Annotated in this window: 20 protein-coding genes; 7 read left to right on the top strand and 13 right to left on the bottom strand. The window is 67.5% G+C overall.

Annotation, left to right across the window (positions count from 1 at the left end; all coding sequences use genetic code 11):
* Positions 1 to 91: 91 nt before the first annotated feature.
* Both GYM46_RS06325 and GYM46_RS06320 read left to right on the top strand, forming a co-directional pair.
* Positions 92 to 715, top strand: a complete 624-nt coding sequence (locus GYM46_RS06325) for a hypothetical protein (RefSeq protein WP_035308799.1) — start codon at positions 92 to 94, stop codon at positions 713 to 715.
* Complete coding sequence (locus GYM46_RS06320; RefSeq protein ID WP_008264019.1) at positions 715 to 1,017, top strand: winged helix-turn-helix domain-containing protein; 303 nt, start codon at positions 715 to 717, stop codon at positions 1,015 to 1,017. The genes GYM46_RS06325 and GYM46_RS06320 overlap by 1 nt, the downstream gene beginning before the upstream one ends.
* Here GYM46_RS06320 and GYM46_RS06315 read toward each other — a convergent pair.
* The gene (locus tag GYM46_RS06315) at positions 1,014 to 1,847 is read right to left on the bottom strand and encodes an ABC transporter permease (RefSeq protein WP_008262139.1); all 834 of its coding nucleotides are present in this window, start codon (positions 1,845 to 1,847) and stop codon (positions 1,014 to 1,016) included. The two genes, GYM46_RS06320 and GYM46_RS06315, sit on opposite strands and share 4 nt — an antisense overlap.
* A 265-nt stretch (positions 1,848 to 2,112) precedes the next feature.
* Here GYM46_RS06315 and gcrA point away from each other — a divergent pair, with 265 nt between their 5' ends.
* The gene (gene gcrA, locus GYM46_RS06310) at positions 2,113 to 2,655 is read left to right on the top strand and encodes a cell cycle sigma 70 cofactor GcrA (RefSeq protein ID WP_008264310.1); all 543 of its coding nucleotides are present in this window, start codon (positions 2,113 to 2,115) and stop codon (positions 2,653 to 2,655) included.
* Between the two features lie 528 nt (positions 2,656 to 3,183).
* Here gcrA and apaG read toward each other — a convergent pair.
* Positions 3,184 to 3,591, bottom strand: coding sequence for a Co2+/Mg2+ efflux protein ApaG (gene apaG / locus GYM46_RS06305; RefSeq protein ID WP_008263607.1), 408 nt, complete (start codon positions 3,589 to 3,591; stop codon positions 3,184 to 3,186).
* An 81-nt stretch (positions 3,592 to 3,672) separates the two neighbouring features.
* On the opposite strand from apaG, the gene GYM46_RS06300 reads away from it, so the two are divergent.
* Positions 3,673 to 4,698 carry a 2'-deoxycytidine 5'-triphosphate deaminase gene (locus GYM46_RS06300; RefSeq protein WP_008260101.1) on the top strand — a complete coding sequence of 342 codons (1,026 nt, stop codon included), beginning with the start codon at positions 3,673 to 3,675 and terminating at the stop codon, positions 4,696 to 4,698.
* A gap of 183 nt (positions 4,699 to 4,881) precedes the next feature.
* On the opposite strand, the gene GYM46_RS06295 is transcribed toward GYM46_RS06300, so the two are convergent.
* Positions 4,882 to 6,135 carry an MFS transporter gene (locus GYM46_RS06295; RefSeq protein WP_008263010.1) on the bottom strand — a complete coding sequence of 418 codons (1,254 nt, stop codon included), beginning with the start codon at positions 6,133 to 6,135 and terminating at the stop codon, positions 4,882 to 4,884.
* Complete coding sequence (locus tag GYM46_RS06290) at positions 6,132 to 6,608, bottom strand: cupin domain-containing protein (RefSeq protein ID WP_008261778.1); 477 nt, start codon at positions 6,606 to 6,608, stop codon at positions 6,132 to 6,134. Before GYM46_RS06290 ends, GYM46_RS06295 begins: the two co-directional genes overlap by 4 nt.
* Before the next feature lie 42 nt (positions 6,609 to 6,650).
* On the opposite strand from GYM46_RS06290, the gene dapE reads away from it, so the two are divergent.
* Entirely contained in the window at positions 6,651 to 7,838 is a 1,188-nt protein-coding gene (gene dapE, locus GYM46_RS06285; RefSeq protein ID WP_040349186.1) for a succinyl-diaminopimelate desuccinylase, read from the top strand.
* Between the two features lie 75 nt (positions 7,839 to 7,913).
* On the opposite strand, the gene GYM46_RS06280 is transcribed toward dapE, so the two are convergent.
* The 5 genes from GYM46_RS06280 to GYM46_RS06260 all read right to left on the bottom strand — a co-directional run bounded on the left by GYM46_RS06280 (position 7,914) and on the right by GYM46_RS06260 (position 13,033).
* Positions 7,914 to 9,728 carry a flotillin family protein gene (locus GYM46_RS06280; protein WP_008262613.1) on the bottom strand — a complete coding sequence of 605 codons (1,815 nt, stop codon included), beginning with the start codon at positions 9,726 to 9,728 and terminating at the stop codon, positions 7,914 to 7,916.
* Positions 9,729 to 9,756: 28 nt separating this feature from the next.
* Complete coding sequence (locus GYM46_RS06275) at positions 9,757 to 10,392, bottom strand: YqiJ family protein (protein WP_008259867.1); 636 nt, start codon at positions 10,390 to 10,392, stop codon at positions 9,757 to 9,759.
* A gap of 8 nt (positions 10,393 to 10,400) precedes the next feature.
* Complete coding sequence (locus GYM46_RS06270; protein WP_008260647.1) at positions 10,401 to 11,093, bottom strand: PspA/IM30 family protein; 693 nt, start codon at positions 11,091 to 11,093, stop codon at positions 10,401 to 10,403.
* A gap of 16 nt (positions 11,094 to 11,109) precedes the next feature.
* Positions 11,110 to 11,619 (bottom strand): hypothetical protein, encoded by a 510-nt coding sequence (locus GYM46_RS06265; RefSeq protein ID WP_008261859.1) that lies wholly within the window; start codon positions 11,617 to 11,619, stop codon positions 11,110 to 11,112.
* Positions 11,620 to 11,728: 109 nt separating this feature from the next.
* On the bottom strand, positions 11,729 to 13,033 hold the full coding sequence (locus GYM46_RS06260; RefSeq protein ID WP_008261536.1) for an amidohydrolase: 1,305 nt from the start codon (positions 13,031 to 13,033) through the stop codon (positions 11,729 to 11,731).
* Positions 13,034 to 13,120: 87 nt separating this feature from the next.
* Between GYM46_RS06260 and GYM46_RS06255 the strand changes: the two genes are divergently transcribed.
* A complete protein-coding gene (locus GYM46_RS06255) occupies positions 13,121 to 13,471 on the top strand; it encodes a hypothetical protein (RefSeq protein ID WP_008260764.1) in 351 nt (116 codons plus the stop codon).
* A gap of 41 nt (positions 13,472 to 13,512) precedes the next feature.
* Complete coding sequence (locus tag GYM46_RS06250; RefSeq protein ID WP_008261741.1) at positions 13,513 to 13,944, top strand: SRPBCC domain-containing protein; 432 nt, start codon at positions 13,513 to 13,515, stop codon at positions 13,942 to 13,944.
* A gap of 12 nt (positions 13,945 to 13,956) precedes the next feature.
* Here the strand turns inward: GYM46_RS06250 and GYM46_RS06245 are convergent, their stop codons facing one another.
* From GYM46_RS06245 to GYM46_RS06230, 4 genes are read right to left on the bottom strand one after another with little or no spacing between them, the layout of a single operon-like run.
* Positions 13,957 to 14,937 (bottom strand): type II secretion system F family protein, encoded by a 981-nt coding sequence (locus tag GYM46_RS06245; RefSeq protein ID WP_008262351.1) that lies wholly within the window; start codon positions 14,935 to 14,937, stop codon positions 13,957 to 13,959.
* Between the two features lie 10 nt (positions 14,938 to 14,947).
* Positions 14,948 to 15,928 (bottom strand): type II secretion system F family protein, encoded by a 981-nt coding sequence (locus tag GYM46_RS06240; RefSeq protein ID WP_008263819.1) that lies wholly within the window; start codon positions 15,926 to 15,928, stop codon positions 14,948 to 14,950.
* A gap of 4 nt (positions 15,929 to 15,932) precedes the next feature.
* Positions 15,933 to 17,579 (bottom strand): CpaF family protein, encoded by a 1,647-nt coding sequence (locus GYM46_RS06235; RefSeq protein WP_008261233.1) that lies wholly within the window; start codon positions 17,577 to 17,579, stop codon positions 15,933 to 15,935.
* A gap of 3 nt (positions 17,580 to 17,582) precedes the next feature.
* Positions 17,583 to 19,145 carry an AAA family ATPase gene (locus GYM46_RS06230; RefSeq protein WP_008263382.1) on the bottom strand — a complete coding sequence of 521 codons (1,563 nt, stop codon included), beginning with the start codon at positions 19,143 to 19,145 and terminating at the stop codon, positions 17,583 to 17,585.
* Position 19,146: the final 1 nt, after the last annotated feature.

Genomic DNA, 19,146 nt, shown 5'->3' with positions numbered 1-19,146 from the left:
AAGTCGGCGGCAAAGGGTCTGCGAAAAAGAACTTTACAAACCAAAGCGCATTGTACACCCTGTGATCCTCGGATTTCAGGAGGAGGGCGCCATGACGCGCGACGCACAGACTATTCAGGACGACATCGCCTATATGCGGGCCTTGGCCCACGAGGGGCGGCACGCGCCGTTGCTGGCGGGACGGTTTCTCGTCGCCGCGGCTCTTATCTTCGGCACGGCGAACATCGGCCAGTGGGCCATTCAATCTGGGGTGATCGACGTCAATCCGTGGGCGCAGCTCTGGCTGTGGATCGGGGCGGGGATTGTCTTCGCCATCGCCCTAGTCGTGCTGATCGGCCAACAGAAGGGTCGGCCGGGCAGCCAGTCTTCCGGCAATCGTGCGGTGGGCGCAGCCTGGTCTGGCGTGGGCTACGGCATTTTCGTCACCTGGCTGGGCCTGGTCGCGCTTTCGGTGAAGAGCGGGGACTGGGGCTGGATGTCGGTCATGCCGACGGTGGTGCTGGTGGCCTATGGTTCGGCCTGGATGGTCGGCGCGGCCATGAGCGGGGCGCGCTGGATGTCCCTGACCGCCCTGCTGTCCTATGCGGGCGCCGTCGGCGTGGCCTGGTTCATCGACAGTCCGGCCATCTATCTGATCTTCACGGTCGTCCTCGTCGCCGTCGCCTTTGTTCCCGGCCTGATCCTGATGCGGCAGGAACCGTCGGAGATCGTCTGATGACGGATGATTTCGATATCAGCCGGATCGACGAGGTGATCCACGGGCGGATCCGGCTGGGGATCATGGCCTATCTGTCGGGGGCCGAGGCGGCGGATTTCAACACGCTGAAGGCCCGGTTGCAGACGACCGACGGCAATCTGTCGGTCCATCTGCGAAAGCTGGAGGAGGCGGGCTTCGTCGCCGTGACCAAGAGCTTTGTCGGCCGCAAGCCCCTGACCGAGGCCCGGCTGACCGAAGAGGGCCGGACCGCCTTCGTCGCCTATCTGGACGCCATGGCGGGGCTGCTTCCGGCGCGCTAGCTCTTCAGACGCCAGCCCGAGCGGAACACCAGCCAGCAGACGACTCCCATGACGACCATCAGCACGGCCGAACCGATCACGCCGACCGTCAGGTTGCTCTCGGCATGGCCGATGAAGCCGTAGCGGAAGCCGTCGATCAGATAGAAGAAGGGATTGTAGCGGCTGAACGAGCGGAACGGCTCGGGCAGGTTGTCGACCAGATAGAAGGTGCCCGACAGGAAGGTCATGGGCATGACGATGAAGTTCTGGACCGCCGACAGATGGTCGAACTTCTCGCTCCAAAGGCCCGCCAGAATCCCGGTCATGCCCATGATGAAACTGGCGGCCAGGGCGAACCAGACGATGGCGAAGATATTGGCCACGCCGAGCGGCGCGAACGGCAGGACGCACAGGGCCGTGACCAGACCGACCACCGCCCCGCGCGTCGCGGCGCCCAGGGTGAAGCCCATCGTCAGCTCCAGCGGGCTGAGCGGCGGGGTCAGGAAGTCGGTGGCCGTGCCCATGATCTTGGCCTGGATCAGGCTGGACGAGGCGTTGGCGAAGGCGTTGTTCAGCACCGCCATCATGATCAGGCCGGGCGCCACGAACAGGGCGAAGGGCGTGCCGTGCAGCGGCGGACGGGCGCCCTGAAGCGCGACCACGAAGACCAGCATATAGAGCAGGGTCGTCACCACCGGCGCCGCCACCGTCTGGGCCCCCACCTTCCAGAACCGCCGCACCTCGCGCAGATACAGGGTCTGCACCCCGATCCAGTTGATCCCCGGGTAGCGTCGCGGCTGCGGCAGTCCGGCGGGGCGGGTGGAGATCAGGTCGGGCGTGGTCTCGGTCATGGCCGCCAGATGCGCTCTGAGGCCTGGCTTCGCAAGGTCGGGGTGACTCGTGACTGGTGAATCGTGGCCTTCGCTGACTCACGATTCACGCGTCACGCCTGACGAACCCGTCTTAACCTTAACGAAGATTCAATATCTGGTTTCTGTGGACGGTTGATTCGCACATCTTGCGTCTCTTAATGGCTGGTTTACGATTAGTGGTAGGTCAAGACCCCGGAGGGGGAGCCTGGACCTAGATATTGAATCCAAACTCGCTGAGGGTGGCATGACCGCAGGCTGGACCGACGACCGCGTAGGCGCGCTGAAGAAGCTCTGGCTCGAGGGCCAGTCCGCGAGCCAGATCGCCAAACAATTGGGCGGCGGGGTCACCCGCAACGCCGTGATCGGCAAGGTGCACCGTCTGGGCCTGTCGGGCCGGGCCGCTCCGTCGCAGCCGGCGCGCACCGCGACCAGCTTCCGCACCACCCGCCCGCGTCCGGCCGCTCCGGCCGCGACCCCGGCCCAGGCGCCCCAGGCTTCGGCTCCGCGCCGCCTGGAAGCCGTCTCGTCCAAGCCGGTCCCGCCGACGCCCCCGGCCGCCCCGATCCCGGACCTGCCGGGCACGGCCACGGTCATGACCCTGGGCGCGCACATGTGCAAATGGCCGATCGGCGACCCGTCCTCGCGCGAGTTCAGCTTCTGCGGCCGCCGCGCCTCGGAAGGCGTCTATTGCGTCGAACACGCCCGCGTCGCCTACCAGCCGCAAGTCCGTCGCGGCGCCAAGGAAAGCGGTTCGGACCTGGCCCGCAGCCTGCGTAGGTATATTTAAGGGCGCTGTCGCGCTTCGCGCTACTTGAGCGCATTCGCGCGGGAGCGCACGAAGGCCCCAAGCCGTGGGCGACCGCGTCGCGAACATAGCGCCACAAAGAGATTCTCTTTAGGGAGCCGACTTCCCCCTCGCCGGCCTGCGCAAGCGGCCGGCGAGACTTCAGGGGGCGGGGCTGCGGTTCATCCGGGTTGACGCAGCCCCATCCGCCTTGGTTGCGGTGCTTCCATCAGAAACGTCCCAACTGGTTGTAGAGAGCCACAGGCGGACGTTAGCGAGTTCTTCAGCGGACGACGGCAGGTTGGCGTCATGAGCATACCGGACCGCGTCATCGTCGTTGCAGCCGCCCTTCCGGCCGCGCTTGGATTTCCCGCCGCGCTTGGCTTGACGCACGACCTTATGGTCTCAGGATTTGTCGGGCTGGCCGCCAGTCTCGTCGGCGTCGCCATCTCCCTGGCGCCGCCCGTTCGCAGAGCGAGAGTGCGCCTGCTGCGGCGGAAATATCCCGCTGAATCGTAAACTATATAGACCTCAGTTCAACACCCGCCGCGCATCGGGCGTGTCCAGCGAAAAGGCCGGAATCTCGGCCTCGAAACTGCGCCCGTCCGCGTCCGTCATATAATAGGCGCCGACCATCGAGCCGCTGTCGGTCGGCAGCGGACAGCCCGAGGCGTAGGCGTAGCTGGCGCCCGGCTCGATCACCGGCTGTTCGCCCACCACCCCGGGGCCGCGCACCTCTTCGACATGGCCGTGGCCGTCGGTGATGGTCCAGCGGCGCGCCATCAGCTGCACCGTCGATCCCGTCAAGTTCACGATCTCGATCTGATAGGCCCAGACCCAGCGGCCCTCGTCGGGGTCCGACTGGCCCGCCAGATAGCTGGGCCGGACCCGGATCAGGATGCCGTTGGTTTCGGCGGTATAGGCAGGACCATCGTGCATGGGCTATATGCTCGCCCCGCCGCGCGCGGGCTGCAAGCGCGACTTGGAGACAAGCCGCGAAAACCGTGTGAGACAGACGCCATGAGCTCCTTCCAAGCGCCCCGTCCCGGCATCCTGCCCGCCCAGTCCATCGAGACGTTGATCGCCACGGGCGCCATCACGTCGGACACAGAATTCGATCCCGATCAGGTCCAGCCGGCCAGCCTGGACCTGCGGCTGTCGGACCAAGCCTGGCGCGTGCGCGCCTCCTTCCTGCCCGGCCGGCGCAAGGTCGAGGAACGGATCGCCGATGTGGCCATGCACGCCATCGAGATCACCGACGCCGGCGTCGTGCTGGAGAAGGGCTGCGTCTATATCGTGCGCCTTCAAGAGCGGCTCAAACTGCCCAAGGGTCTGATCGCGCGCGCCAATCCCAAGTCCTCGACCGGCCGGGTCGATGTCTTCGTGCGCCTGCTGACCGATCAGGGCGCCAGTTTCGACGACGTGGCCGAGGGCTATGACGGCCCCCTCTATATGGAGGTCGCGCCCCAGACCTTCTCCATCCTGGTCCGCCCCGGCACCCGGCTGAACCAGCTGCGTCTCAAGGCCGGCGATCCGCCCAAGCTGGAGACCCGCTCGGTCGGCGTCGATCTGCAGGGCGGCGACATCGTCGGCTTCCGCGGCCGTCGCCATGCGGGGGTGGTCGATCTGGATCATATCGACGGCCACGACCCGCGCGACTTCTGGGAGCCGCTGACGCTGCGTCGCGGCGAACTGCTGCTGGATCCGGGCGAGTTCTATATCCTGGCCTCGTCCGACGACGTCGAGATCCCGGTCGATCAGGCCGCCGAGATGACCCCCATCGATCCGTCGGTGGGCGAGTTCCGCGTCCACTACGCCGGCTTCTTCGACCCCGGCTTCGGCACGGACGAGGCGCATGGTGCGGGGTCGAAAGGCGTGCTGGAAGTCCGCACCCACGACACCCCCTTCCTGCTGGAACACGGCCAGATCGTCGCCCGCCTGGTCTACGAACCCCTGACCGAACGCCCCAGCCGCCTGTATGGCGAAAGCGGCAGCCACTATCAGAACCAGGGCCTGAAGCTGTCGAAACATTTCAGGGCGTGGTGAGCCACAGGCCTCTCCCTCCCCCTGCGGGGGAGGGGGGCTGAGCCGCAGGCGAAGCCGGGTGGGGCGGGCCGGGCGACCCGTCGCAGACCTCGCCCGATCAAGTCCGTGCGTCGTCGCCTGGCCGCCCCCACCCCGTCGCTACGCGACGCCCCTCCCCCGCAGGGGGAGGGAGAGACGGAGACCTCACGTCAGCTTGTTCGCCTTCCTCAGCCCCGGGAACATGGCCGACCAGGCGCCGGTCGCGGCCAAGGCCCCGACGCCGCCGAACACCGCCGCCCCGACCGCGCCCAGGATGCGGACCATGACGCCGGAGTAGGCCTCGCCCAGTTCGTTCGAGGCGCCGATGAACAGCATCGACACGGACGAGACCCGGCCGCGCATATGATCGGGCGTGGCCAACTGGATCAGGGTCTGGCGGACGTTGACGCTGATCATATCCGCCGCCCCGCCGATCAGCAGGGCCAGACCGGACAGCCAGACGATCCTGGACAGGCCGAAGGTCAGGGTGCAGATGCCGAACACCGCCACGGCCGAGAACATCCAGCGCCCGCCGTTCCGCCGGATCGGGAACCGGCTCAGATAGATGGCCATGCCCATGGCGCCGACGCCGAAGGCCGCGCGCAGCAGGCCGAAGCCTTGCGGCCCGACATGAAGGATGTCGCGGGCGAAGATGGGCGTCAGAAGCGCGACGCCCGCCAGCAGGACCACGACCAGGTCCAGGGAGATGGCGCCCAGGACGATCTTGGTCTTCCAGACATAGGCCAGGCCTTCCTTGACCGAGTCGATCGGCGACAGGGGATTGGCCTGGGGCGCGGGCTTGCCGCTGGTGCGGATCAGGATGAAGGCCGCCACCGCGAGCAGGAACATGCCCAGGGACACGGCATAGGCCAGGGGCACATTGACCCCGACGATCACCCCGCCCAGGGCCGGGCCGGCGATGGCCCCTGTCTGGAAGGCGATGGACTGGGCCGCGATGGCGGGCGGCAGGGCCTTGCGCCCCACCACCATGGGCAGGAAGGCCTGGCTGGCCGGCGCCAGGAAAGCCCGCGCCGCGCCGAACAGGGCCGCCACCGCCAGCAGACCCCACAGGGGCGGGTTTCCGTGAAGCGCCATGGCCAGGAACGACCCGGCGCAGGCCGCCTCGACCAGGATGGAGATCCAGACGGTGCGCTTCCTGTCGCGCCGGTCGGCCATGGCCCCGGCCGGCAGGGTGAAGGCCAGCAGCGGCAGGAACTGACACAGGCCGACCAGGCCCAGATACAGGCTGGCCTCCTCGATCGGATGGTCGCGGCGGGCGATCTCATAGACCTGCCACAACAGGGCCGAGGACTGGATCTGGATCGCCAGCACGGCGACCACGCGGCCGAACCACAGGAGGCGGAAATCGCGGATGCCCCAGGGGCTGTCGGGGCCGGCGTCAATGGAGTCTGAGGTCACGTGCGTCTGGGGAACTTCGGATAGGGCGAACCGTCGCGGTGGAAATAGCGGTCCGCGCCCGCAGGCAGGACCATGTCGATGTCGGGGTAGTCGCAAGGGGTGACGGTCGGGCTGCGCGTGCCGACCTCGAGCAAAACCGCGTCATGGCCGGATCGGTTCTCGATCCGGTGGCCGTTGGGGACGCCGGCCTTGAATCCGGCGCAGTCGCCGGCGCGAAGCACCGTCTCGCCGTCGTCCTCGATCAAAACCACCTCGCCCTCCACCACCATGACGAACTCGTCCTCGGCTTCGTGCCAGTGCCGCTGGCTGGACCAGGCGCCGTCGGGCAGGCGCAGCAGGTTGACGCCGAACTGGCTCAGGCCCGCCGCATCGCCCAGCTTCCAGCGGCGACGCGACAGACAGGGGCCTGCAAACTCATCCGGATAGGTCGTGCCGTCGCCTCTCGGCGCGCTGTCGATGTCGATCTTGGGCATGGGCCTTCTCGCCGTGACGCGATGTCCGTAAAGCATAGGCGCATGAGCCGCGCATCAACTCCTGTGATCGATCCTGTCGAACTGACCCGCGATCTGATCCGTATTCCGTCCGTCACCCCCGCCGACGAGGGGGCCATGGATGTGCTGGAACGCCATCTGACGGCCCTGGGATTCCACTGCCGCCGCCTGGCCTTCGAAGGGCCGGGGGGCGAAGGGGTGCATGCGCGGATCGAGAACCTGTATGCCCGGCGCGGAACCGCCTCGCCCAACCTGTGCTTCGCCGGCCATACGGACGTGGTGCCGACCGGGCCGTCCGATCAGTGGTCGGCCCAGCCCTTCAACGCCGAGGTCAGGGACGGCCTGCTGTACGGCCGGGGCGCGGTGGACATGAAGGGCGGGATCGCCGCCTGGGTCGCCGCCGTGTCCCAGGTGCTGGCGGAAGGCGAACCGGCAGGCTCCCTCTCCTTCCTGATCACCGGGGACGAGGAAGGCCCGGCGCTGCACGGCACCAAACGGGTGGTCGAGACCCTGGCGGCCGAGGGCGAGGTGATCGACGCCTGTATCGTGGGCGAACCCTCATCGTCGCAGCACCTGGGCGACATGATCAAGGTCGGGCGGCGCGGCTCGCTGAACACCTGGATCACGGTCACGGGCAAACAGGGCCACGTCGCCTATCCGGAACGGGCGGCCAATCCGGCGCCGGTCATCGCCCGGCTGATGAGCCGGCTGAACGACCATGTGCTGGACGAGGGCTATGAGGGTTTCCCGCCGTCGAACCTGGAGATCACTACGATCGACATCGGCAATCCGGCGACCAACATCATTCCGGCCGAGGCGAAGGCGCGGTTGAACATCCGCTTCAACCCCAGCCATACGGGCGACGGCCTGATCGACTGGCTGAACCGCGAGGCCGGCGCCGTCCAGGCCGAGACCGGGCTGCAGATCCGCCTGGACCACCTGTGTTCCGGCGAGGCCTTCCTGACCGAGCCCGGCGTCTTCGTCGCGGCGGTGCAGGACGCGGTCGAGGCCGTCGCCGGCCGCCGGCCCGAGGCCTCCACCACCGGCGGCACCTCCGACGCCCGCTTCATCCGCGCCCTGTGCCCGGTGCTGGAACTGGGCCTGGTCGGCCAGACCATGCACCAGATCGACGAACGGGTGCCGACGGCGGAGCTGGAGACCCTGACGGCGGTCTATCGGCGGGTGATCGAGACGGTGTTCGAACGGCTGTGAGGCCGGGAAAATAGACTCAATCACGCTGTGAAAGCCAAGGGACGAACAGGCCAAGCCTGCTCGTCCCACCGAGACCTAGTCCGCCTGGGCGGCGTCCGGTCGCTTCTTCTTCGCCGGCGCGGGGGCGCCTTCGTCTGCGTGGGTGTCGCTTTGCGGCGCCGGAGCCTCCGGCGTCCGTAGTGCGCCGGTCAATCCCTTCAGATCAGCTCCGGACAGGCCCACTTCGGCCATCAGCTGATCGACCAGCGGGGCCTGGGCGCGATAGCGCAGGGCGCTGCTGACGACCTGTTCCGACAGGTTGCCGTCGTGCGAGCCGCCGGCGCCCGCGCCGGCCGAAGCGCCGCCGCCGTTCAGGCCTTCGACCTGGACGATCTTGATGGAGTCGATGCTCTCCATCGGCTTGACGGACTCGGCGATGATACGGTCCAGGTTCTCGATCAGCTTGATGCGTATCTGCATCGCGACCTGTTCGGCAGACAGCAGATTCGCCGCAGTGTTCAAGGCTTGCTGGCCGGCGGCCTCGACCTCGTAGTGGACCCGCGCCGCCTCGGCGGCCGCGCGCACGGCCTTGGCCTGGGCCTCTGCCTCGATCGTGGTCTTGTCGGCCTGACCGCGCGCCTGTTCACGCAGTGCTTCGGCCTGGTCGGCGGCGGCGATCTTCTCGGCCTCGGCGGCGACGCGGACGGTGATGGCTTCGCGCTCGGCCTCCTTGGTCGCCTCGATCAGTTCGATGATCTTCTGACGATCGGCCGCCTCACGGTCTCGCATCGTCTTGACCTGCTCCTCGGCCTGGACGGCGAGCGCCAGCGCCTTGTCGGCCTCGGCCTTGGCTTCGGACTGCGCGCGGGACTTCTCGGCGACGGCGATGTCGCGATCCTGCTCGGACAGTTCGATCGCCTTGGCCTTCTCGATGTCCTGGGTCTCGACGGCGCGGGCTTTGGAGATTTCGCGCTCGGCGACTTCCTGTTCCATGGCGATGCGCTGCTGGGCGACGAGACGCTCGGCCTCGATCCTCGCCTGCTCGATCTGCTGCTGGGAGGTGATCTTGGCGGCCTCGGCCTCGCGCGCCTTCTCGGCCTCCTGGCGGGCCACGTCCGCACCCTGTTCGGCCCGACGGTTGGCCAGCTCGCGCTCCTGTTCCAGCTGAGCGTATTCTTCGTCGCGCTGGATCTCCAGCGTACGGCGCTGGGCCTCAAGGTTCTTGGTGCGGATCTGGACCTGGGTGTCCTGTTCGATATCGTTGCGCAGCTTCTTGCGCAGTTCGATCTCCTCGGTCAGCCGCGTCAGGCCCTCGGCGTCGAAGGCGTTGGATGGATTGAAATGCTCCATCGCGGTCTGGTCGAGGCCGGTCAGCGAGACAGTCTCAAGCTCGAGGCCGTTCTTCAGCAGGTCCTCGGACGAGACCTGCTGCACCTTCTGGACGAAGTGGGTGCGCTGCTCGTGCAGCTCCGTCATCGTCAGCTCGGCCGCGACCGAGCGTAGGGCGTCGACGAACTTGCCCTCGACCAGGTCCTTCAATTGTTCGGGGTGCATCGTCCGCAGGCCCAGGGTCTGGGCGGCCGAGGCGATGGCGTCGGCGCTGGGTTGAACCCGGACATAGAACTCAGCCAGCACGTCAACACGCATGCGGTCCTTGGTGATCAGCGCCTGTTCATTGCTGCGCTGAACCGCCAGACGCAGGGTGTTCATATTGACCTGGATCGTCTCGTGCAGGACCGGCAGAACCAGGGCGCCGCCGTTCATGACGACCTTCTCGCCGCCGAAGCCGGTGCGAACGAAGGCAGTCTCCTTGGACGCTCGCTTGTACAGGCGAGCGAAGATCAGGCCCAGGATCAACAGGGCGACAAGCCCTGCACCGGACAGAATGGCGATCTCTATGAGCGAGTTCATTTGAAGGGCCCCTAAACTTGAAAAGTCGTCAGACAGACGCGTCGAGCAGCGACGCGCTGGTGTTGTGAATGGCGAAGTATTTGGCCCCCGCATGCCGGACCAACAGCACGCTGCTACCCTGGGCGAAGACGTCTGTAGCGTTGTCCGGCTCGACCATGACGTAGTGGACCTGGCCGTGCTCGTCGCGCACGCGGGCCTGGGCCGCGCTGGCGTGGCGCGCCTCCCCTGTGACAATGACCGCCACCCGCCCGACAAGACTGTCGCGCGAAACCGCCGTGGTCTCGTCACGCGGCATGATTTTGGCGACGCCGCGACCGAAGACTCGCGTCACCGGCAGGCTGACTGCGAAGGCCAGCGGCGCCGCCAGAAACCAAGGGGCGGGTTGGCCGAAGATTGCGGCGACGATCCTCTGGCCGATTAGCCCCGTCATGCCAAAGGCGAACAGGAAGACGACGATCAACATCAGCAGCGGCAGCCGCCCGACGTTCAGCCAGGACAGAAGCGAGGGGGTCTCGACATTGACGTCCGCGTCCACCCCGTCGAGCCCATCGCCGGCCGCCAGGCCGCCGCCGAGACCGAGGGCCTCGACCAAGCCGATCAGCATCATCAGAACGAGGGCCGCGACAAAGGGCACGTTGTCCGGCGAAAAAAGAAACCCCCACATCGGCGGCGTCAGCCCTTGTCGCCGGTGCGCGCCTTGATGGCGGCGAGACGTTCCTCGACGCGGTTCCGGCGCGCCAGACCGTCCAGTTCCGCCAGCTTGGCGCCCTGCTCGCGGTCAACGCCCCCCAGGGGCGGCGCCCCTTCGCGAGCCATCAGCCGGTCGAAGGCGCCGGTCGCGTTCTCGACGCGGCGGATCACGCTGGGCTTGCCGTCGGAGCCCACCCCGCCCGTGGCCGCACCTGCGTCCTCGGCGCCGCGCGCCCGGGCGAGAAGCATGGACTGGAAGGCTTCCTCCATCTCTCGGCGCTTGGCGAGAAGGGCGGCGACATAGCCTTCCAGCTCGATCTCGCGCTTGCCGGCGTCAGCCACCGTGGCCTCCAGGACGGGGACCTGGGCTTCGACGTCGAGTTGATGCTCGACCGCCGCGCGGGCCAGGTCCTCGCGGCTTTCACGCAGCGCCAGTTCGATCTGGCCCGCCAACTCCTCGTGACGGCTGCTCTGTTCAGTCAGCCGTTTGTTGGCCAGATGTTTGCCGGCGATGGTGCGGCCTAGTTCGGCGCGAACATCGTCCACCGCCTTGTCGATTTCACGCAGGGTCTGCTGGACGATAGCGTCCGGCATGGCGCCCTCGATCGTATCGATCAGCGCGTGCGCACTGCCCGAGACGATTCGGCCGACGCGAGCGCTAAGTGTATCCGCCATGCTCTTGATCCTTCCGTTAGCGCGCGGCCAGGGCCGCAGAAACAAGCCGCATCAGTTCGGCCGACTCGGCGAGTCGGCGAGAGATGACGGCAGGGTCATAGGCCGGAGCAGTGGGCGTCAGGGCCCAGCGCAACAGCTGATCGGTCATCCGGGTCGCGCAGTCCACCAGACGCGCCTCGTGCCGGACAAGCTCGTCCGAAACGCCCGTTGAGCCGGGGCGCGGGGCGGTCAGGGCCAGGGCGAGGAATTCCTCGGCGATGTTCACCAACCCCGCCGCGACGTCTGAGTGACGGTCCAAATCCTGCTCGATGATGCGGACCGCACGGACCGTCGCGGCCATGTGATCGTGACTGACCGCCAGGGCCGCGGGAAAGGAATCGAGCGGCTCGGCTCTTTGTCGCGCCTGCCGGATCAGACCGCGAATCTTGTCGCTGGCCGTCACCGCGCCGTCGATCTCCAGCTTCGAAAGAAAGCTGGTGTCGTCCTCAGAAAGCCGGACGCTGAGAGGGGTGGTCAGGGAAGCCATGCGAAGTTTGTATTACATCGTATTTCGTTTGTAAACATTCTCACTCAACAGTCACGCTTGGGCCGCCAGATTTGGTCTCTGCAAGGGCATCTCGGCCAGCACCCAGTCTTTACCTGCGCTCCAAAAACCGCAGCGCCGTCAGTACGTGCGTCTTCACCCCCAGCGGCAGGACCTTCTCGTTCGGTGAGAACTCCGGCGAATGGTTCGGCGCGGACTGGGCGGGGTCCACGCCGTCGGGACTGGCTCCCAGGTGGTAGAAGACGCCGGGGATGGCCTGCTGGAAATAGCTGAAGTCCTCGGCCACCGTGGTCGGGGGCGTGGCGGGGTTGACGTTGCCAGCGCCGGCCGCCTCGGTCAGGACCGGGGCCAGCCAGGCGGACAGGCCGGGGTCGTTGAAGACCAGGGCGGCGTTCTGTCTGACGCCGAACTCGGCGGTGGCGCCATAGGCGGCGGCGACGTGGTCGATGGCGGTCTCGGCGCGGGCGACCAGGGCGTCGCGCTGGGCGACGTCGAAGGTGCGCAGGGTGCCCGACAGGGTCGCGCTGTCGGGGATGATATTATAGCGGACGCCGGCGTCCACGGTGGCGATGGTGAAGACCGTCGGGGTGGTGGTCGGATCGACCGTGCGGGCGGTCAGGGTGTTGACCGTCTCGATCACCTGACCGGCCACCGCGATCACGTCCACGCCGCGCCAGGGCCAGGCGCCGTGGGTCTGTTTGCCCCTCAGCACGATATCGACCCGGTCGGAGGCGGCCATGAAGCCCTCGGGGCGGTAGAAGACGCTGCCCGGACGGCCGGGCACGACGTGCAGGCCGAAGATGGCCTCGGGCTTGGGATCGTTCAGCGCGCCCTCGGCGATCATCAGGGCGGCGCCGCCCTTGGGCTCGCCGGGAGGGGCGCCTTCTTCCGCCGGCTGGAAGACGAAGACCACCGTGCCGGCGATCTGGTCCTTCATTCCGGCCAGGACTTCGGCCGCGCCCATCAACATCGCCATGTGCATGTCGTGGCCGCAGGCGTGGGCCACGGGAACCGTATTGCCCATGTATGTGCCGGTGGCGGTGGAGGCGAAGGCCAGGCCTGTCGCCTCCTGCACCGGCAGGGCGTCCATGTCGGCGCGCAGGGCCACGACCCGGCCGGGACGGGCGCCGCGCAGGACGCCTATGACGCCGGTCTTGCCGACCCCGGTGCGGACCTCCAGCCCAAGGGACCGCAGGTGATCGGCGATGACCGCGGCCGAGCGGGTCTCGGCGAAGCCCAATTCGGGATGCTGGTGGAAGTCGCGGCGCCAGTCGACCACCTGGGGCGTCACGCGCTGGACGGCGGCGTCCACGCTGGCCGCATCGACGGCCTGGGCCTGGGTGGAACCGGCCGCGAGCAGCAGCGCCAGGGTGGAGACGGCGAACAGGCGATGCATGTGGATATCCCGTAAAATCGGAGAAGCCGCAGGATGAGGGCGCCGGGGCCGCTTGTGCAACGATCCTCGCTCGGCGAAACTCGAATCATGGCCAAGCCGATCAAGAGCACGACGACCGAGTGGCGCGACGTCGTGCTGGTGTGCCGCAAATGCTCCAAGAAGCTGGACGGCGGCTTCGGGCCGGACGGCGATCTGACGCTGAAGAAGGCCCTGCGCAAATATCTGCACCTGAAGAAGGGCAAGAAGGGGCGCAAGGGCGAGCTGACGGTGGCGGGGACCGACTGTTTCGACATCTGCCCCAAGGGCGGGGTGGTGGCGGTCAACGCCGCCCATCCCAAGAAACTGCTGATCATCCCGGCCGGCGCCGACCTGTTCGAGGTCAAGACGCGGCTGGGGCTGGACGACGGGCGGCGGCTGAAGGTGGTCACGCCCGACTGAGACGTCTTTCTTCCGCCGCCCAGTCGTGCCAGATCGGCGGCATGGACGACACCAAGATCGAGAAACGCGCCGGCGTGCGGGCGACCTCCGACCGGATCTGGGAGCTGGTCTCCGACCTGTCGCGCTGGAACGAATGGAATCCGCACGAGACCGAGGTCTCGGGCGCCATCGCCTTCGGCGGCCAGTTGACCCTGACCGAGGCCTTTCCCGGTCAGCCGGAGCGCGCGGTCGTGGCCCGCATCGCCGACTGGCGGCCCTATGTGCGGCTGGTCTGGACCGAGAACCGGGGCTTCCTGTTCCGCACCCTGCGCTACATCGACATCGAGGAGCTGGAAAAGGGCAGCTGCATCGTTTCGTCGGCGCACAAGTTCGCGGGGCTGAGGGGCGAGCTGTTCCACGACAAGCACCGGATCGCCCTGCGCGACGCGCATCAGGCCATCGTCGACAATCTCAAGGCCGCAGCCGAGGCCTGAAGCGCCGCCGGATCAGCCCTTGGCCATCGTGTCCATGATGTTCAGGATCGCCGGGCCCAGGATGACGATGAACAGGACCGGCAGGAAGAACAGGATCATCGGCACGGTCAGCTGAGCCGGCAGGGCGGCGGCCTTCTTCTCCGCCGCCGACAGCCGCAGGTCGCGGTTTTCCTTGGCCATCACCCGCAGGGCCGAGGACAGGGGCGTGCCGTAGGTCTCGGCCTGGGTCATGGCGACGGCGACGGATTTGACGCCGGGATGGTTGGTTCGCTTCCCCAGGTTCTCGTAGGCCATGCGCCGGTCCGGCAGATAGCTGAGTTCGGCGGACAGCAGGGACAGCTCCTCGGCCAGTTCGATGGACGATGTGCCGATCTCCTGGCTGACCTTGGCGATCGCCGCCTCGATCGACATCCCTGCCTCGACGCAGATCAGCAACAGGTCGAGGGCGTCGGGGAAGGCCTGCATGATCGAGGTGCGGCGCTTGGTGATCCGATTGGTCAGAAACAGGTTGGGCGCATAGAAGCCCGCGACGGCGGCGGCCACGCAGGCGGTGATCTTCTGCATCGTGGGCCAGTCCACGACCTTGATCACGAACATGTAGAAGGCGACCACCATCAGGAAGATGAAGGGCGAGGCGAAGCGGAAGAAGTAGAAGGTGGTCAGGGGGCGCGGGCCGCGATAGCCGGCCTGGGCCATCTGGTCGGCGACCTTGGGATCCTCCAGCAGCTTGGTCAGGTTCAGCCGGTCCACGACCCGCTTCTTGAACCCCTCATCGTCCGTGTGGCGCAATCCGCCCGGCCCCGTGTGGATGGCGGCCCGGGAGCGGCGCTTGAGTTCGTCGCGGCGTTCCGACACCGCCTTCATCCGCTGGTCCAGCTTCACCCCGCCCGTCATCGACGACAGCAGGGTCAGGACGGTGGCGAAGACGAGCACGCCCACGCCGAGGCTGAGCAGGTTCTGCGGGTCGGTGATGAAGCGAATGAAGGCGTCCACGGTCCCGACCTCAGATCTTGAACGAGATCATGCGCTTCATGACGAAGATCCCCGTCCCCATCAGTGCGCCCGCCAGGAGCAGCAGCGCGTTGCCGCGGATGTCGGTGAACAGGGCCATCATGTAGCCGGGGCTGGTGAACATCACCATCGTCATGACGGCCGGCGGCAGGGAGGCGATGATGCCTGCGGACGCCAGGGCTTCCGAAGACAGGGCCTTGACCTTCTCGCGCATCATCCGGCGCGCGCGCAACACGGTCGACAGATTGCTGAGCGCCTCGGCCAGATTGCCGCCCGTCTTCTGCTGGATGGCGATGACGATGGTGAAGAACCTCAGTTCCGGGGTCGGCATCTGTTCGAACATCTTGTCCAGCGCCTGTTCCAGGGTCATGCCGACGCCCAGGGCCTCCACGAGCTTCTTGAACGCCGGGCCGAGGGGAGCGGGGCTTTCGCGGGCGATGATCTTGAAACATTCGTGGACCGGCAGGCCCGACTTGATGCCGCGAACGATGACGTCCACCGCATTGGGAAACTCCAGCGAGAATTTCTTCATCCGCGCCTTGGCCAGGAAGCCGACGATCCAGCGCGGCAGGCCCAGGCCGACGACGATCGCGAGGCCGAGAACGATCAGGACATGCAGGCCGAAGGCCAGGGCGGCGACGGCGGCGATCAGGCCCACCCCGCCGCTGACGATGTAGAAGGTGCGGACGCTGATCGTCAGTCCGGCCTGTTTCAGCTTGGCCGCCATATTGGCGCGCGCCTTGCGCTCGCGGCGCTCGGCTTCCTGGAGCTGGACCATGATCTGCTTGCGGCGCGCCTCGGGCGTATTGGCGGCGGCCGCAGCCTTGCGCGCCTTGGCGGCGTTGCGCTTTCCCTCGCCCAGGTTCTGCGCCCGTTTGACCGCCTGGCCGGACGAATCGTCGCCGCCGACGAAGACCCAGCCCAGGCCGCCGATGGTGATGAAGGCCAGAACGGCGGCGAGGATCGGCAACATGTCCCTACTCCGCCGCGTCCAGGGCGTCCGCCAGTTCGCGCTCCAGGCCGTAATAGCGGGCGCGGTCCCAGAAGCGGGGACGGGCGATGCCGGTCGACCGGTGACGGCCGATGATCTTGCCGTTCTCGTCCTCGCCGGTGATGTCGTAGACGAACAGGTCCTGGGTGACGATCACATCGCCTTCCAGGCCGACGACCTCGGTGATGTGGGTGATGCGGCGCGAGCCGTCGCGCAGACGCGCCGCCTGGATGATGACGTCGACCGAGCCGACGATCATCTCGCGGATGGTCCTGGACGGCAGGCCGTAGCCGCCCATGGTGATCATCGATTCCATCCGGCTGATGGCCTCGCGCGGGGAGTTGGCGTGCAGCGTGCCCATGGAGCCGTCGTGGCCGGTGTTCATGGCCTGGAGCAGGTCGAAGGCCTCGGGTCCGCGCACCTCGCCGACGATGATCCGTTCGGGACGCATCCGCAGGCAGTTCTTCACCAGGTCGCGCATGGTGATCATGCCCTGGCCTTCGAGGTTCGGCGGGCGCGTCTCCAGACGCACCACATGCGGCTGCTGCAGCTGCAGTTCGGCCGCGTCCTCGCAGGTGATGACCCGTTCGGTGGGGTCGATGAAGGCCGTCAGGGTGTTCAGCAAGGTCGTCTTGCCCGAGCCCGTGCCGCCCGAAATCACCAGATTGCATCGCGAGGCGCCGATGACGCCCAGGACGCGTGCGCCCTCGGGACTGATGGAGGCGTACTCCACCAGATTCTTCATCGTCAGCTTGTCCTTCTTGAACTTCCGGATCGTCAGCGTCGGCCCGTCCAGCGCCAGCGGCGGGGCGATGACGTTGACGCGCGAACCGTCCGGCAGGCGGGCGTCGCAGATCGGGCTCGACTCGTCCACGCGGCGGCCGACCTGGGACACGATCCGCTGGCAGATGTTCATCAGCTGGGCGTTGTCGCGGAAGCGCACATTGGTCAGCTGGACCTTGCCCCCGACCTCGATGAAAACCCGGCCGGCGCCGTTGACCATGATGTCGGCGATGTCGTCGCGGGCCAGCAGCGGCTCCAGCGGGCCGTAGCCCAGGACGTCGTTGACGATGTCCTGGACCAGATGCTCCTGCTCGGCGACCGACATGGAGACGTTCTTGATCGCCACCAGTTCGGCGACGATGTCGCGGATCTCTTCCGACGCCGCCTTGGTGTCCAGCTGGGCCAGCTGGGCCAGGTCGATGGTGTTCATCAACGCATTGAAGATGGTGGTCTTCGTGGCGTGATAATAGTCGCTCTGTTCCCGGACGATCTCGGCGACCGCCTGGGCCTTCTTCAGTTGTTCGAACCCGGCCGTGGCCTTGGGACCGGGCGCGGGCTTGCCGCCCGGCGCGGCGGGGGCCGCGGCCTCGGGGGTCGGGCGGGACGCGAGGGCGTCAAGGCGGTCAGCCTTGGCGGCCGGCTGGGCCTGGGCCTGCCCCGAAGCGGCCGGGGCGAGGGCCTCGACAGCGGGCTCGAGGTCGGCCGCGCCGCCGAAGGCGAAGGCCTCGGTCTGGACGCCCGGCGCGGGCTGTCGCGGGGCGAACTCGGGCGCGGCGCCGGCGACGCCCGCAGGGGCGGGACGCATCGGAGCCGGAACGACGCCGGGCTGACCTGTGCGCTTGCCGAACACCCGTCAGCGCTTCTTGAACATGGAGGCGAACAGGGATTTCGACTCGGTCGAAGCCGCCTTTCCGGGCTTGGCCTTGGGTCCGGCGATGACGGGGATTTCCCGACGCGACACGATCTGGGCCAGGGTCTGGAAGGCCTCGGCCGCCTTGGTCTTGGCGCCGGCGTCCAGGATCATCTGGCCGTTGTTGGCGGCGGCGCCGAAGGTCTTGGCGTCGAAGGGGATGATCAGGCTGGGATGAACGCCCAGGGCGGCGCCGAAATCCTTGGCCGGGATCTCGGGACGACCGGGCACCCCGACCTGATTCAGCACCAGGCGCGGCGGGGCGTCGTTCGGGCGGCCCGAACGGATCAGGTCCATCATGTTCTTGGCGTTGCGCAGGGCCGCCAGGTCCGGCGTCGCCACGATCACCACCTCGTCGGCGCTGATCAGGGTGCGGCGCATCCACGGCGACCAAAGGTGCGGCAGGTCCAGGACCACGAAGGGCGCGGTCGAGCGGATGCGCGTCGTCACCTCCTCGAAGGCCTCGGTCGAGATGTCCCAGTCGGTGTCCAGGGTGGCGGGCGCCGCGAACAGGCTGAGCTTGTCGGTGCAGCGGACCATCATCCGGTCCAGCAGGGTCGAATCCAGCCGGTCCGGCTGGCCCAGGGCGTCGGCGACGCCGCTCAGCGGATCCTGGTTGAAGTCCAGGCCGGCGGTGCCGAACGGCAGGTCATAGTCGACGATGACCGTATTGGCCCCGATCCGCTCCGAGATCGCATAGGCGGTGTTGTGCGCCACGGCCGAGGCTCCGGCCCCGCCCCGCGCGCCGACAAAGGCGATGGACCGGCCGACAAACGGTTGCGCCGGATCGTTGAACAGGCCGCCGATGGCCGCGATCAGTTGCAGGGGCTGGAGCGGGCCCACCAGATATTCGCTGACCCCGCGACGCATCAGTTCGCGGAACAGCAGGATGTCGTTGGTCGGCCCCACGACGACGACCTTGGTGCCGGCGTCGCAGACCTCGGCCAGCTGATCCACTTCCCACAGCAGGGTCTGAGGGTCCTTCAGACATTCGACGATGATCAGCGGCGGGGTCGGTTCGTGCTGATAGGTCTCGACGGCGGCCATGATCCCGCCGATGCGGATCTGGGTGGTGGCGCGCGACAGGCGTCGGTCCTGGGCGGCGCGCTCGGCCGCCGCCAGGGTGTCCTGGCGTTCGGCGAAGACATGGATGGCGATCCGCGGCACCGACACTTCGCCGATGGATCCGACGGCGGCGAGACCGGCGGGAGCCAGGCCAGAAGGCGCCAGGGCGGACGGGACCGCACTGGACGGGGCAGGACCCGCGTCCGTCGTCGGCGCCAGAGTCGATTGCGCCTGTGCCAGCAGGTCGCCGACAGGATTGAAGCCGGGGGCGCTCGTGTTCTGGGTCGGCGCCTGCATCACGGGCTGAGCCGCAGAGGCCGGCGGGGTGAACTGCAAGGGGGAGCGCCCGGAGTCGCCCGGAAAAGCGGCGGCTGCCTCGGAGAAGTCCATATCGACGTCGAAGCCGTCGTCGAAAGGTTCGAGAGGGTGAGGGGCGGACATG

Origin of the sequence: Brevundimonas mediterranea (assembly GCF_011064825.1) — a bacterium.
GTDB classification, from domain to species: Bacteria; Pseudomonadota; Alphaproteobacteria; order Caulobacterales; family Caulobacteraceae; genus Brevundimonas; species Brevundimonas mediterranea_A.
The sequence above is the reverse complement of the archived record's forward strand: the minus strand, read 5'-3'. Positions and strand labels throughout refer to the sequence as shown.